This window comes from Citrobacter sp. Cb023, from assembly GCF_030336805.1.
Taxonomy (GTDB): domain Bacteria; phylum Pseudomonadota; class Gammaproteobacteria; order Enterobacterales; family Enterobacteriaceae; genus Citrobacter; species Citrobacter braakii.
This window is the reverse complement of sequence record NZ_JAOWCV010000038.1, coordinates 111,244-126,280: the sequence shown is the minus strand read 5'-3', so window position 1 is coordinate 126,280 and position 15,037 is coordinate 111,244. Positions and strand designations below refer to the sequence as shown.

General features: G+C 50.6%; 14 protein-coding genes and 1 pseudogene. 9 read left to right on the top strand and 6 right to left on the bottom strand.

What is annotated here, in order from left to right; genetic code table 11:
* From OGW44_RS14175 to OGW44_RS14155, 5 genes are all read left to right on the top strand, one after another.
* Positions 1–3,150 carry a TipJ family phage tail tip protein gene (locus OGW44_RS14175; RefSeq protein ID WP_286454166.1) on the top strand — a complete coding sequence of 1,050 codons (3,150 nt, stop codon included), beginning with the start codon at positions 1–3 and terminating at the stop codon, positions 3,148–3,150.
* Positions 3,150–3,464: a hypothetical protein gene (locus tag OGW44_RS14170; RefSeq protein ID WP_286454165.1), complete on the top strand. Its 315-nt coding sequence runs from the start codon at positions 3,150–3,152 to the stop codon at positions 3,462–3,464. Before OGW44_RS14175 ends, OGW44_RS14170 begins: the two co-directional genes overlap by 1 nt.
* A complete protein-coding gene (locus OGW44_RS14165) occupies positions 3,465–4,139 on the top strand; it encodes a hypothetical protein (RefSeq protein ID WP_286454164.1) in 675 nt (224 codons plus the stop codon).
* Between the two features lie 108 nt (positions 4,140–4,247).
* A complete protein-coding gene (gene cor / locus OGW44_RS14160) occupies positions 4,248–4,487 on the top strand; it encodes a phage exclusion lipoprotein Cor (protein WP_191228567.1) in 240 nt (79 codons plus the stop codon).
* 58 nt (positions 4,488–4,545) lie between these two features.
* The gene (locus OGW44_RS14155; protein ID WP_286454163.1) at positions 4,546–5,898 is read left to right on the top strand and encodes a tail fiber domain-containing protein; all 1,353 of its coding nucleotides are present in this window, start codon (positions 4,546–4,548) and stop codon (positions 5,896–5,898) included.
* Positions 5,899–6,025: 127 nt separating this feature from the next.
* Here OGW44_RS14155 and OGW44_RS14150 read toward each other — a convergent pair whose 3' ends face one another.
* Entirely contained in the window at positions 6,026–6,268 is a 243-nt protein-coding gene (locus tag OGW44_RS14150; protein WP_286454162.1) for a DinI-like family protein, read from the bottom strand.
* Positions 6,269–6,346: 78 nt separating this feature from the next.
* On the opposite strand from OGW44_RS14150, the gene OGW44_RS14145 reads away from it, so the two are divergent.
* A complete protein-coding gene (locus OGW44_RS14145; protein WP_286454160.1) occupies positions 6,347–6,736 on the top strand; it encodes a HumD family translesion DNA polymerase in 390 nt (129 codons plus the stop codon).
* On the opposite strand, the pseudogene OGW44_RS25665 reads toward OGW44_RS14145, so the two are convergent.
* The 4 genes and pseudogenes from OGW44_RS25665 to nhaB form a co-directional block, all read right to left on the bottom strand.
* Positions 6,737–6,820 (bottom strand): annotated as a pseudogene (locus OGW44_RS25665) (SOS response-associated peptidase); the annotation flags it as partial. It lies immediately after the preceding gene.
* 278 nt (positions 6,821–7,098) lie between these two features.
* Positions 7,099–7,440, bottom strand: coding sequence for a TehB family protein (locus OGW44_RS14140; RefSeq protein WP_016153372.1), 342 nt, complete (start codon positions 7,438–7,440; stop codon positions 7,099–7,101).
* A gap of 110 nt (positions 7,441–7,550) precedes the next feature.
* Entirely contained in the window at positions 7,551–8,081 is a 531-nt protein-coding gene (gene dsbB / locus OGW44_RS14135; protein WP_003844060.1) for a disulfide bond formation protein DsbB, read from the bottom strand.
* Positions 8,082–8,222: 141 nt separating this feature from the next.
* Positions 8,223–9,767 (bottom strand): Na(+)/H(+) antiporter NhaB, encoded by a 1,545-nt coding sequence (gene nhaB, locus OGW44_RS14130; RefSeq protein ID WP_029139569.1) that lies wholly within the window; start codon positions 9,765–9,767, stop codon positions 8,223–8,225.
* A gap of 236 nt (positions 9,768–10,003) precedes the next feature.
* Between nhaB and fadR the strand changes: the two genes are divergently transcribed.
* Positions 10,004–10,723 (top strand): fatty acid metabolism transcriptional regulator FadR, encoded by a 720-nt coding sequence (fadR, locus tag OGW44_RS14125; RefSeq protein WP_016153370.1) that lies wholly within the window; start codon positions 10,004–10,006, stop codon positions 10,721–10,723.
* 75 nt (positions 10,724–10,798) lie between these two features.
* On the opposite strand, the gene OGW44_RS14120 is transcribed toward fadR, so the two are convergent.
* Complete coding sequence (locus tag OGW44_RS14120; RefSeq protein WP_003833557.1) at positions 10,799–12,331, bottom strand: SpoVR family protein; 1,533 nt, start codon at positions 12,329–12,331, stop codon at positions 10,799–10,801.
* 322 nt (positions 12,332–12,653) lie between these two features.
* On the opposite strand from OGW44_RS14120, the gene OGW44_RS14115 reads away from it, so the two are divergent.
* Positions 12,654–13,952: a D-amino acid dehydrogenase gene (locus OGW44_RS14115; protein WP_016156783.1), complete on the top strand. Its 1,299-nt coding sequence runs from the start codon at positions 12,654–12,656 to the stop codon at positions 13,950–13,952.
* 12 nt (positions 13,953–13,964) lie between these two features.
* Positions 13,965–15,035 (top strand): catabolic alanine racemase DadX, encoded by a 1,071-nt coding sequence (dadX, locus tag OGW44_RS14110; RefSeq protein WP_016156782.1) that lies wholly within the window; start codon positions 13,965–13,967, stop codon positions 15,033–15,035.
* The last annotated feature ends 2 nt before the right edge of the window (positions 15,036–15,037 follow it).

The window sequence follows — 15,037 nt, the reverse complement described above, 5'->3', positions numbered from 1 at the left end:
ATGTCTTCAGGCGGTGGTAAAGCATCAACCCCCAAACTCCTCGATGATAACCTCAAATCCAAACAGTTTTACCGGGTGCTAGACCTTATCAGTGAAGGTCCGATTTACGGACCGATAGATCAGTCACATCTGTCTTCATTCAAATTGAACAAAACGCCGGTTACTGACGCCAACGGAAACGTTAGCGTTAACGGCGTCAGCGTAGCATGGAGGCCGGGATCTGAAACGCAGTCGCCAATTAATGGCTTCTCTGCAATTGAAGCAACAACCATCGTTAATACGGAAGTCACCTACGATACGCCACTGGTACGCACCATAACCGATCAGGATGTAACCCGCGTTCGTTTCAACGTTGGTGTCACCGGGCTGGTAGAGCAGGACACCAAAGGAAACCAGAAGAACACTTCAGTCACTTTGGTTCTGGAGACCAGGACGGCAGCAACTGGCTGGGTAATAGTTAAAAATGTCACTATTACTGGCAAGATTTCCGGCGAGTATCTGGAAGCGCATCTGATTGATGCGCCAGAAACCAAACCGTTCGATATTCGTGTCAGACGCATTACACCGGACAGCACCAGTGATTTGCTGTCAAACGGCACCATCTGGAACAGCTACAGCGAGATCACTGACGATAACCTGAACTATCCGTTTTCTGCTATTGCGGGGGCGGTTATCGACCGTGACCAGTACACCGATACCCCAAGCAGGACATACCATCTTCGTGGCCTGATTGTGGACGTTCCTGACAACTACGATCCGATCACCAGAACCTATTCAGGCCTGTGGACTGGCGGATTCAAAAAAGCGTGGACTAACAACCCGGCGTGGCTGTTCCGTGAGTTAGCAAAGAATACCCGTTTTGGCCTGGCGAAACGCGCCGGTTATATCGATGTAGATGACGGCGCGCTCTATGTTCTCTCACGGTATTGCGATCAACTTGTTAATGACGGCTACGGCGGTCAGGAACCAAGAATGACGCTGAATGCTTATATTACCGAGCAGGCGAGTGCGCGTGACATTCTTGACAAGATAGCGAGCATGTTTCGCGGTATAGCGCTGTGGGACGGGATGCGCCTGTCCGTCATGCTTGATGCGCCACAGGACCCGATTGCGACAATAACAAATGCTAACGTAGTTGATGGCGAGTTCAAACGTAGCTCCGTGAAGCGTTCAGAGAAATACAATGCCGTTGTTGTGTCATGGACTGACCCGGATAACGGCTGGGAGCAGGTGAAAGAGTATGTTTCCGACGATGAGATGATCGCACGTGGAAACTATAACGAAACGACCATTGAGGCATTTGGGTGTACGTCCCGAGGACAGGCATGGCGAGCAGGGAAATGGCTGCTGGAAACAGCGAAGCGCGAGAGCAGCAGACTGTCATTCCAGATGGCGCGCGATGCTATCCACTTCACGCCGGGTGACATCGTTGAAATCATGGATAACAACTATGCTGGTGCACGTCTTGGTGGCCGCATTATGTCGCATGCAGGTAACAAAATTACCGTTGATGCGGTTGATTCGTCTCTGATATCAGAAGGCGACACCATGTCGATCATGGGCAGTGACGGGAAGTTCGTTAAGTTTGAAATTGGCAGTATTGCTGACAATATAGTGACGTTGAAAACAACGCCAGCATGGATTCGTGACGGTACTGTATTTGCCATTTCTACCAGCAACGTTTCTACCAGGCTATTCCGCATCCTGAGCGTTGCAGAGACGGATAACAATTCTGTCTACAGCATCACTGCATCGCAACATGATCCGAACAAACAGGCCATTGTTGATGAAGGTGCTGTGTTTGATGTTCCAAGCGATACGCTGAACGGTTACCGCGTACCTAACGTGGAGAACCTGCGCATCATCAACACCAACTCTGAGACTGTACAGGTTACTGCAACATGGGAGACGGCAACAACTACCAAAAAGCTGATGTTTGAAGTGTATGTGTACACCGATGACGGGAAAGTGGTTGCGCAGTACGAAACAGACCAGTTCCGCTATGAGTTTTTTGGTCTGAATGCCGGTAGCTACACGCTGGGTGTTCGTGGTCGTAATGAAAACGGGATGAAAGGCGCAGAGACACAAATCAGCATGGTTATCGGCGCACCACCTGCGCCATCCAGTGTTATCTGGACGCCAGGCTTGTTCTCTGCTGACCTGGTTCCTGTTATGCGCATTACGGCAACGACCGACACCTCGTTTGAATTCTGGTATTCCGGGCTGAAGCAGATAGAAAATCCCGCAGACATTGAAGATCAGACTCAGTTCCTTGGGCGCTCTAACCAGTGGACCCTTCATGGTCTACAGGCTGATAAAACATATTACGTTTATGTTCGCACCAGGAATGCTTTCGGGGTATCTGAATTTGTTGAAGCATCCGGGCAGGCGTCATCTGATATTCCAGGGATGATAGAGCTTATTGATGAGCAGATACGAGAGTCAGATGCGTTTAAAAATGTTCAGGAGGGTGTTGATACTAATCTGGAAGGTATCATGTCAAATGCGCTGGCAAACCACGGAACCGTGGAACACCAGTGGGCTCAGTATGGGGAGGTCCGGGCTGATATATTGGTTGTAAAAACCACGGTAGCTACTGCTGAAAAGGGATTGGCTGATTTATCCACCTATGTTCAGGCTCAAATTGGCCCGAACGGAGAGTTAACGGCGGCGGTAAATGAAAAGCTTACTGCTCAGGTTGAAGATAATGGTAATGCTAAAGCTTCATATACTCTTAATCTTGGCATTAAAAGAAATGATGTTCTCTATAACGCTGGTTTTGGTATATCCATTGAGCCCTCAGGAAGCACCTATAAATCGACTGTGGTTTTTGCTGCTGATCAATTTGGTATTTATTCAGGAAGTGACCCTGGTAATTATAAGGCTGCATTCCTGACCTCTAATGGTCAGGTATTTATTAACGAAGCATTTATTGATTATGCGTCATTCACTTTGGCGAAAGTTGGCTCATGGTATTCAGCTAATTACGTAGCAGGACAGACAGGGACGATCATGAAATCAGATGGTACGTTTGAGATGAATGGCAGCGATGGGCTCGGGGGCAGGAAGATTACCAACCTTACAGACAGTATCAAAGATGAAAATGGAGTACTGCGTGTCCAGCTCGGAAAACTAACGGGGGTATTCTGATGACATGGGGAATTCAGACATGGGACGCTAACGGTGTCCCGAATAACTATGGCATTAAACCTGTAACCGTGGTGGGAATCATCGATCTTGCTTTAGGTCAGAAAACGGGAAGCTACCAGTTCAACCTCGAGCCCGGTTTAAATGTCGGTTTTGCGGTTGGCACTCTGGAGGATAAAGGGACAATAAGTTACACAGATAAAAGAAATATTATTGCATCTGGAAACACCATAACAATACAGCCTTCAGGTAGTGATGGGATTAATGATTACCCAGCAGTCAAAGTGCAGTTAATCGTTTTTGCGGAGACTGCGTAGATGGCTAAATATGGCGCATTGATTTCATTACCTAACGGGAACCCTTTTATCACGCCTGATTCCACACCAATGACGCTTTACCGGAAAGTCACTGTAAACTCGACTTTGGGGGGGAATTTTAACAGTGCTTCGGCGTCTGTTACTATCGACGGTCAGAAGGGAGGGATTGCATTTGCAAGAACCAGCGCCCCGGCGAAGATATCTGCTTCAAAAAGTGGCAATACGTTCAGTGTTGATGCGTCTAATTACAGGGGATCGGCTTTTGTCCTTGAGGCCTATTTTTTTGCCATATATCCGCTTACCCTTCCGGCCTGGGGTGTGGCTATATGGGATGCCGAAGGGACACTGGTACTTACGAATGAGTCCCGGGTATTAAGCGACCTTACAACTATTGGTTCACCAGGTGCTGTAAGTGGTGGGCTTAACATTGATACATACATGGCAGGCAAATGGGCCGTAAATCCGATGGGGCTGGGATCTGTCATCCTCCATGCGGGTTCTGCACCAGGTGGACAGCCAATATTTCAGTCCGTTGATGTGGGGACTGGTTGCCATGACGACAGTGGTGGTACAAGAATTAGGGGGCAAAGTTCAACCACAGCGAGTGGGGCCTCGATCGGATCAACGAATAGTGGCATTGTGATAACGGCGATAAACACAGCTGCATATGATTAAACTGATCGATTTAAACGATCAATTTTAGAATATTGATCTATTAAAACTATTTTTATTATTCAATGCTATTGGTTATTTTTTGTTTAAATAATTAACCTTGGTGTCGAAATGAAAAATATAATAATTCCGGTTATTGTCTGTCTGGTGCTTTCAGCGTGTTCAGGACCTGTTCTTGAGAAACAGAAACCGGTTTGTCAGGCTGAGTTTGTGTCTGGCGGGCTGCCCCAGTCGGTACACATTTACGGTGTGCGAAAAGTTGCTAATCAGACTGAGTACAGGGCCGGCTATCCATTTAACTGGCGATGGGTGAATAAAAATAACTTCACCCGTTCGAATTGCCCTCAATGAAATACCAAAAATAACCCGCTCCGGCGGGTTTTTTATTATCTGAATTCAGGAGATATCCATGTCAGCAGGAACATTAACCCTGACGAATAACTCTGATGTTATTACAGGCAGCGGCACCGCATTTACAACTGAACTGGTAGTTGGTGACTTTATTGTTGTTACGGTCGGCGGTATTACTTACACACTGCCAGTAAAGACGATCGACAGCGACACTCAAATCACCCTGATTAGCAGGTATCCCGGCCCGACACAAGCATCCTCTGCGTGGAATGTCGTTCCAAGAGCCACCCAGAACCAGGTGACCGCTGCGCTGGTTGCGCAGACAACTGAGGCGCTTCGCGGTCTTAATTACGACAAGCAGAACTGGCAACTGGTGTTCAGCACCGGTGGTGATATTACTGTGATGCTGCCTGACGGCTCTCAGTTTTCCGGACCAAGCTGGAAAAAGATAACCGACCTGCTTAAAGAAATAGACCCCGACCACCTGCAGTCCCTGGCTGACCAGATATCAGCTGATGCGGGACAAGTTGCTGTCGATAAAACGGCCGCAGCGGCAAGCGCATCAACAGCTTCAACAGCAGCATCGACTGCAACCACGAAAGCGGGAGAGGCGGCTACCAGTGCTTCAGTTGCAACCACGAAAGCCGGAGAGGCAGCCACCAGTGCATCGACCGCAACCACAAAAGCGGGAGAGGCGGCTACCAGTGCGCAGCAGGCCCATGACACAGCAGCTGCACTCGGTAATTTATCCGACTTCTCTCAGTGCATAGCATCAGTAAATACCGCGACATTCGCCATTAGTATGAAAGGCGATATTTCCGCACCAACGACGGTTATTACAGAAACCACACCGGCAATCAAAGCCGCGCCCTTTAATATAAAGCATATCTACTCCGGGAGCCTGGTATTTGCGCCTGCGGGGATGGCAACCATACAGAAAACAGGAGGTACTGGAAGCCAGTTTACATTAAACATGGCGTTCGGTGGTTACATTGGGTCTGCAGGGACGGCAGACTCAGCAGGCCCAATGTTGACCTGCTCTGATGGTAATTCCTATACAAAGTACTGGCTGTTTGCGAATGGTTCCGGAGGAATCAATACCGCAAATGGGGCGATATTGCCGTCAGGTTCGGATCGACGCCTGAAAAAAGAAGCAACTGCGGCACAAACAGGTGCCCTGGACCGTGTCAGCCGGATAGAGCCTTACGAGTTCACATGGCGAGGGGATGGCCGACGAGACCGCGGGGTTATAGCCCAGCAGCTCCAGGAAGTGGACCCACTATATGTGTTTGAGGCGGGAGGTGAGGACCCGGAAAACCCTATCCTTAACGTGTCGTATCTGGCCCTGGTGTCTGACTTGATCGGGGCAGTACACGAGTTGAAAGCAGAACTTGACACGTTGAAAAAGTAAGCAATATACCACCTGAAAAACAGGACTAGTGTGCCTGACGAATCGTTAAAAAACCGTAGCCATTGAATGGAAAGTTCAGGCTACGGGTCGATTCATAACATGATTAGAGTGCGCGCCTCGCTTCATATTACTCAGAAATAAGCCAGAACTCAGCCTCTTCAAACATTTCCTGAACAGTACGGATTATCTGTTCTTTCTCATGCTTGCTGGCATCAGTGTTGATCGCCGGCAGTGTCATCATCGGTTTAACCCGAACATCAGCATCGGGGAAAATCCGGTGAACCCTCTTACTCAATTCGCCCAGAATGATATCTTTTGCACCGGGCAGACCATCAAAATTCCTTTTGTCATAAACGAGTTCCACGAACATTACTCATTGCTCCTTTACTGGATGTATATACAGTATTTATACTGTGTTTTTATCCGGTATTCAAGAGAGGGCGTAAACATGGGATTCCCTTCACCTGCGGCTGATTATGTTGAAAAAAGTATTTCCCTCGATCAGCAGCTAATCAGCCAGCCATCTGCGACTTATTTCATGCGGGCATCGCGTTCACATGTCAGGGAAGGAATACTCCAGGGGGCGTTGCTTGTTGTGGATGCGTCACTTACTGCGTGTGATGGCTCACTGCTGGTATGTGCAATAGACGGGGAGTTCAGGATTAAGCAATATCGGACTCATCCTCAACCCCACCTCGTTAATCTGGAGAACGGGAGAAGGGAAGCGCTGCCAGTAGATGATGATGGTTACAGTTCTGCGCCCGCTATATTCGGAGTGATCACGTACATCATTAATGATGCCAGGAACGCGGAGTTTGATGACTGCCCGGTGATGTAATCACATTGGCTGTATCAGTTCGGAGTCCTGGTTTTTCACATTCCCAACGGCACGCGCCACGGCGTGCCACATAAATTTATCAGACAATAGAATTTTGGTTAGAGGGACAAAAGCGGGATGCACAAAACTTTGCATTGGTTCGTAGGGTGTTGTGTGTTTTTCGAAGATGGGGCATGGATGGGGCAAAAAATTAGCGCAAAACAACTCAAAACCTCGGAAGGTGGTGATTCGTCTTGCGCTAACACTCTGCTTTACGACTGCTTTCTGCTCACTTCGACGCACTATAAATTAATAGTGCCGCCTATCCTGAACAAACCTTCATGGGCGGACTGAGCCGCCCATCGATTAGCAGGCGTTAAGGGTTAAGACTTTTTCGCCTGATACATCTCATCGGAGTGGTTGTCATCTTCCACCCAGAAGTTAATGTTGAATTGCGCATCGTCGCTTAATTCAACGCGATGCCAGTACTGCGGTGGGCTGGTCGCGAACTGACCGGCATTAATCACCACTTTCACTTCAGGTTCTTTTGCGTCTTCATTGGCAAAGCCATAATACGTTACCGTACCTTCCATCACGCAGAGCTGTCCAAACACGCCTGCTGCGGTGTTATGGTGAGAAAGAAGTGCTGCCGGGACGTTGTCTTTGGTAAAGAAGGGAGTAGAGCGTTTTACTTTCCAGTTTGCCGGGATGCGTAAATGGGACATCAGACATCTCCTTGGTGTGGCATCTATAAGATGCATTTAATATACATCTTATAGATGCCAGCAGGCAATGAATTTAAGGCAAAAAAAACGCTCCCGAAGGAGCGTCTCTGTTAGCGACCGAAGAGGTCACGTTTTTTCGGTTTAAACGGCTGTGCTATGACTACCAGCACGGCGACCACCAGGTAAGCGGCGAAGATCCCCAACAGCCACTGTGGCATTTCCAGGGTTAAAAAAGACCACTGGCGTTCAGCACAGTCACCGGATGCTAAAAACACCTGCGGCAGCCATTTGTCCAGCGGCAGCCAGCTCGGGAAGCGTGCGGCAAAATCACAGGTCATAAACGGTGATGGGTGCAACTGAATCATGGTGTGCTCATACGCTAACTGCAGTCCGCGCCAGGCACTGTAAATCCAGATAATCATCGCCACATAGCGCAGCGGCGTTTTTGGTGCGATAGCCCCCACCAGCCCCGCGCCCATCACACCAAATAATGCGCTACGTTCGTAAATACACAACACGCAAGGTTTTAGCAGCATGACGTGCTGGAACCACAGCGCGACAAGCTCCAGCGCAAAGGCGGTTAACGCCAACAATAACCATGCACCACGACCTCGGGAGCACTGGTTTAAAAATCGCAACATAATAATTTCCCTGCAACATGCGTAGAGAGCGCAGTTTAAACCAATTCAATTTATGCGCCACTAGCAGGAATTGAAAATTTGAGTAATCGGATAATTATCATGCAAAAAGTCAAACCGGGCAGTGATTTGCCCGGTAAATTGTTATGAAAGTGTAGCTAACCAGCCCGCCTGGGTCATCCACTCAGTCACCGGAACAAGCGTGAACTCGACGCAAAGCAGACCAACCAGCGTCAGGACGAGAGTATAAGGCAGAGCCATCCACACCATGCGGCCATAAGAGAGTCGAATCAATGGTGCCAGCGCGGAGGTCAGCAGGAACAGGAATGCCGCCTGGCCGTTTGGCGTAGCAACGGAAGGCAGGTTAGTCCCGGTATTGATCGCCACCGCTAACAGCTCAAATTGGTTAAGGCTGATGGTCCCATGTTCCAACGCGGCTTTGGCTTCGTTAATGTAGATGGTGCCGACAAACACGTTATCAGAGATAGAAGACAGCAGGCCGTTAAAGAGATAGAACAGCGTCAGTTGAGCATGTTCAGAGGACTGCAAAACAAACTGAATAATCGGTGAAAAGAGCTGTTGATCGATAATAACCGCAACGATAGAGAAGAACACGGTCAGCAGGGCGGTGAAAGGCAGCGACTCGGTAAACGCTTTACCAATCGCGTGTTCGTCAGTAACGCCGGTCAACGACGTGGCCAGGATAATGACGGACAGACCAATTAATCCGACTTCCGCCAGATGCAGGGCCAGGGCAACCACCAGCCAGATACCGATAATCGCCTGGACAATCAGTTTGATTTTTTCCTGACGAGTACGCTGCTGACGGCTTTGATCGTCAAACTGTTGCAGGACATCGCGGACGGTCTCCGGCAGCGTTTCGCCATAGCCAAACCAGCGCAATTTCTCAACCAGCATGCAGGTTAACAGGCCGCAAATCAGCACCGGGACGGTGACCGGCGACATGCGCAGGAAAAAGTCACCAAAATGCCAGCCAGCCGCTTTGGCGATAATCAGGTTTTGCGGTTCGCCGACCATAGTCATTACGCCGCCTAACGCTGTACCGACACCCGCATGCATCATCAGGCTGCGCAGAAAACCACGGAACTGCTCCAGTACGACCTTATTGTGCTGATCGATATGGCTATCATCGAGCATATTGTTGTCTTCCGTGCGGGAAGAGGCGAAGCGATGGTAAATACCATAAAAACCAACCGCTACGCTGATTACCACGGCAACGACTGTCAGTGCATCCAGGAATGCAGAAAGGAAGGCGGCGGCAACGCAAAATGCCAGCGACAGCAGCATCTTGGAGCGAATCGTAAGCAGTAGGCGGGTGAAAATAAACAGCAGCAACTGCTTCATAAAGTAGATGCCAGCCACCATAAACATCAGCAGCAATAGCACCTCAAGGTTAGCGGCAACCTCTTCACGCACATGTGTGGCGCTGGTCATGCCGATGATGACCGCCTCGATGGCTAGCAGCCCGCCTGGTAGCAGCGGGTAACATTTTAACGCCATCGCCAGCGTAAAAATGAACTCGGCCACCAACAGCCAGCCCGCAATAAAGGGATTGATGAAAAATATAACCGGGTTAACGACTAAGAATACGAGTAGTGCAAGTTTGTACCAGTCAGGTGATTGACCTAAAAAATTGCGCCACATAGCGCGGCCCCATGATAGCTCCATGGTGATTTCCCTACCTTTAAAAATGAAATCATGTTTTTATGTTTGACCGCAAAGCTTAGCGGGAGGAGGGAGTACAGGCAAGCTATTCACGCGACGGACAAGGCTGGCTGTGCTTCAGCGTAATCTGGAAAATGAAGCCTTGATCCACTTTTTCTTCATTGCGTCAGCTATCAGCCATGTAGCCCGTCTGGTATGATAACTGTAACTATGTTTTGCTGTGTAATGGAATTATCACTATGGTCATTAAGGCGCAAAGCCCGGCTGGGTTCGCGGAAGAGTACATCATTGAAAGTATCTGGAATAACCGCTTCCCACCTGGCACTATTTTGCCTGCTGAACGTGAACTCTCTGAACTGATTGGAGTGACACGTACCACGTTACGCGAGGTATTACAGCGTCTGGCGCGGGACGGCTGGTTGACCATTCAACACGGCAAGCCGACGAAGGTGAATAACTTCTGGGAAACCTCCGGGCTAAATATCCTTGAAACGCTGGCGCGTCTCGATCACGAGAGCGTGCCGCAGCTTATTGATAATCTGCTGTCCGTGCGTACCAACATCTCGACGATCTTTGTTCGTACCGCGTTTCGCCAGCATCCTGATAAAGCGCAGGAGGTTCTGGCAACGGCAAATCAGGTGGCCGACCATGCTGATGCGTTCGCCGATCTGGACTATAACATTTTCCGCGGTCTGGCATTTGCCTCTGGCAATCCGATTTACGGTTTGATCCTCAATGGAATGAAGGGATTATATACCCGCATTGGCCGCCATTATTTCGCCAATCCGGAAGCCCGCGCGCTGGCGCTGAGCTTTTACCGTAAGCTGTCAGAACTTTGTGATCAGGGTGCTCATGAGCAGGTATATGAAACGGTGCGTCGCTATGGTCACGACAGCGGCGAGATTTGGCATCGTATGCAGAAAAACCTGCCGGGCGATTTAGCTATTCAGGGGCGCTAATCGCAGCTTATCCGGCCTACGAAATGCATTGTAGGCCGGATAAGACGTTTTCGCGTCGCCATCCGGCAATAAGATTTACAGACCGTTCATCCTCGGCGGGCAACGCTCCAGCAGTTCCACACTGCCGTCTTCATTCTGCTGCTCCAGCATCACGTCAAAACCCCAGAGCCGGTGCACATGCTTGAGCACCTCTTTGCGTCCTTTATCCAGCGGAGCGCGGTTATGCGGAATATAGCGCAAGGTGAGCGAGCGGTCGCCGCGCAGATCGACATTCCAGATTTGAATATTCGGCTCAAGGTTGCTCAGGTTATATTGCGACGACAGCCTGTTGCGGATCTCACGATATCCTTCCTCGTTGTGAATCGCGGAAATCTCCAGATAATTATGACGATCGTCATCCAGCACGGTGAACAGGCGGAAATCACGCATAACCTTCGGTGACAGGAACTGGCTGATGAAGCTCTCATCTTTGAAATCGCGCATCGCGAAATGCAGGGTTTCCAGCCAGTCAGAACCCGCTATATCCGGGAACCAGTATTTGTCCTCTTCGGTAGGCGACTGACAAATTCGTTTAATATCCTGGAACATGGCAAAACCCAGAGCATAGGGATTTATCCCGCTATACCACGGGCTGTTGTACGGCGGCTGGAACACCACATTGGTATGGCTATGTAAAAACTCCAGCATAAACCGTTCGGTGACTTTACCTTCGTCATAAAGGTGATTAAGGATGGTGTAATGCCAGAAAGTGGCCCACCCTTCGTTCATCACCTGGGTCTGTTTCTGCGGATAAAAATACTGGCTGACCTTGCGCACAATGCGCAGCACTTCGCGTTGCCAGGATTCCAGCAGCGGGGCGTTCTTCTCCATGAAGTACAGCAGGTTCTCCTGCGGTTCAGAAGGATAACGTCGGGCTTCTGCAACGGTTTTCTCTTCTTCTTTCTTCGGCAGCGTACGCCACAACATATTTACCTGGCTTTGCAGATACTCTTCACGGCTTTTCTGTCGGGCTTTCTCTTCCTGTAGGGAGATTTTTTGCGGGCGTTTGTAACGATCCACGCCGTAGTTCATCAGCGCGTGACAGGAGTCGAGGAGCTTTTCGACTTCATCCACGCCGTAACGCTCTTCACACTGGGTAATATAGTTTCGCGCGAAGATCAGGTAATCAACGATGGAGCTGGCATCCGTCCAGCTACGGAACAAATAGTTGTTTTTAAAGAAGGAGTTATGTCCGTAGCAGGCATGCGCCATCACCAACGCCTGCATGGTGATGGTGTTCTCCTCCATCAGATACGCGATACACGGATTGGAGTTGATAACAATCTCATAGGCCAGCCCCTGCTGACCATGCTTATACAAACGCTCGGTTTCAATAAATTTTTTACCAAACGACCAGTGCGGATAGTTGATTGGCATCCCGACGCTGGAGTAAGCGTCCATCATTTGTTCGGAGGTGATCACCTCGATTTGGTGCGGGTAGGTATCCAGTCTGTAGAGTTTCGCCACGCGGTCTATTTCCGCCAGATAGACATCCAGCAGATCAAACGTCCAGTCGGGTCCATCGCTTAACCGTGTGCTGTCCTTGTTCATGGAATCAATCGTAGCCATTCGCGCACCCTCATTGTTGGCGGCACTCTCTGTCTGGAGTACCTCATTTCAAGCATAGATCATGGTGTTAAAAAACGTGCTGCGGCTGAATTTTTTTCTTTGCGATTTCTTGTTAGCGAGGCGTCGAAAAACGGTATGGCCGCAAAATTTTATGCTGGATAAAAATAACGCACAGCAGGAGATACCAAAGCAGGGAGTTCCCCGCCATCACCGCCATATGTGAGATAAGTCACCATAAAAAAGCCATATGTTGAATAATATTTTCAACTGAGTTATCAAGATGTAATTAGATGATTGTTCTTTTACTGTTAACGGAGTGGCTATGCGAGTTGTCATACTGGGAAGTGGTGTCGTTGGCGTGACCAGCGCCTGGTACTTAAGTCAGGCTGGACACGAAGTCACCGTCATTGATCGTGAGCCCGGTCCGGCACTGGAAACCAGTGCGGCGAACGCGGGGCAAATCTCTCCAGGTTATGCAGCACCCTGGGCGGCGCCAGGCGTACCGCTTAAAGCAATTAAATGGATGTTTCAGCGCCATGCGCCGCTGGCCGTTCGCCTCGACGGGACGCAGTTCCAGTTGAAATGGATGTGGCAGATGCTACGCAACTGCGACACCAGCCATTACATGGAAAACAAGGGCCGGATGGTGCGACTGGCGGAATACAGCCGTGATTGCCTGAAAGCGCTACGCGCCTCTACCGGTATCGAGTACGAAGGACGCCAGGGTGGAACGTTGCAACTGTTCCGTACCGCTCAACAGTATGAGAACGCGACCCGCGACATCGCCGTCCTCGAAGACGCCGGCGTGCCGTATCAGCTCCTGGAAGCAAGCCGCCTGGCGGAAGTTGAACCGGCGCTGGCGGAAGTGGCACACAAGCTGACCGGTGGTCTGCGTTTACCGAATGACGAAACGGGTGACTGCCAGCTGTTTACCCAGCGTCTGGCGCTGATGGCGGAGCAGGCGGGTGTGAAATTTCGCTTTAATACTCCGGTCGATAAGCTGTTGAGCGATGGTGAGCAGATTTATGGCGTTCAGTGTGGCGAGGAGATAGTCAAAGCCGATGCCTATGTAATGGCGTTCGGCTCGTACTCTACGGCGATGCTGAAGGGGATCGTTGATATTCCGGTCTATCCGCTCAAAGGCTATTCATTGACCATTCCGGTGGCGCAAGATGACGGCGCGCCGGTTTCAACGATCCTTGATGAAACCTACAAAATCGCCATTACCCGCTTTGATAACCGTATTCGCGTTGGCGGCATGGCGGAGATTGTCGGCTTCAATACGGAATTGCTGCAACCCCGCCGTGAAACGCTGGAGATGGTCGTTCGCGATCTCTTCCCACGCGGTGGGCATGTGGAGCAGGCAACCTTCTGGACCGGGCTGCGTCCGATGACGCCGGACGGTACGCCAGTGATCGGGCGAACGCGCTTTAAGAATCTACTGCTTAATACCGGCCACGGCACGCTGGGCTGGACCATGGCCTGCGGTTCGGGTCAGTTGCTGAGCGACATTCTGTCTGGCCGCACACCAGCCATTCCTTACGACGATCTGAGCGTGGCGCGTTACAGCCCGGGGTTTACCCCATCTCGTCCACGGCATTTACATGGCGCACATAACTGATAAGGACGTGAGATGACTCGCCCGATACTGGCCAGCATTGACCTGCAGGCGTTGAAACAAAACCTGACCATTACCCGCCAGGCCGCGCCGGACGCCCGCGTCTGGTCGGTGGTGAAAGCCAATGCATACGGACACGGCATTGAACGTGTCTGGAATGCGCTGGGCACAACCGACGGTTTTGCCATGCTCAATCTTGAAGAAGCGATAACCCTGCGTGAGCGCGGGTGGAAAGGCCCGATACTCATGCTGGAGGGATTTTTCCACGCCGAAGACCTGATGGTGTATGACAAATATCGTCTGACCACTTGTGTACACAGTAACTGGCAATTAAAAGCGCTGCAGAATGCGCGCCTCAACGCGCCGCTGGATGTTTACCTGAAGGTGAACAGCGGCATGAACCGACTGGGTTTTTTACCGGAAAGAGTATCAACGGTCTGGCAACAGCTGCGGGCAATGCCCAACGTCGGTGAAATGACGCTGATGTCCCACTTTGCAGATGCGGAGCACCCGGAAGGTATTCAGGAAGCTATGGCGCGGATTGCACAGGCGACAGAAGGGCTGGAGTGCAGACGGTCGCTGTCCAATTCGGCCGCCACGCTGTGGCACCCTGAAGCACATTATGACTGGGTGCGCCCGGGCATTATTTTGTATGGTGCATCACCTTCGGGACAGTGGCGGGACATCGCCAATACTGGCCTGAAACCGGTCATGACCCTGAGCAGCGAGATAATCGGCATACAGACGCTGAAAGCAGGAGACCGGGTGGGCTACGGGGGACGCTATACCGCCAGTGGCGAGCAGCGTATTGGCATTGTGGCGACCGGGTATGCAGACGGTTATCCGCGCCATGCGCCAAGCGGAACGCCGGTGCTGGTGGACGGCGTACGCACTACAACGGTGGGGACGGTCTCAATGGATATGCTGGCGGTAGATCTGACACCGTGTCCGCAGGCGGGGATCGGGACGCCGGTAGAGCTGTGGGGCAAAGAGATTAAAATTGACGATGTGGCCAGCGCAGCGGGTACGGTGGGCTACGAGTTGATGTGTTCTCTGGCGCTGCGCGTGCCGGTTGTGACGGTGTAACG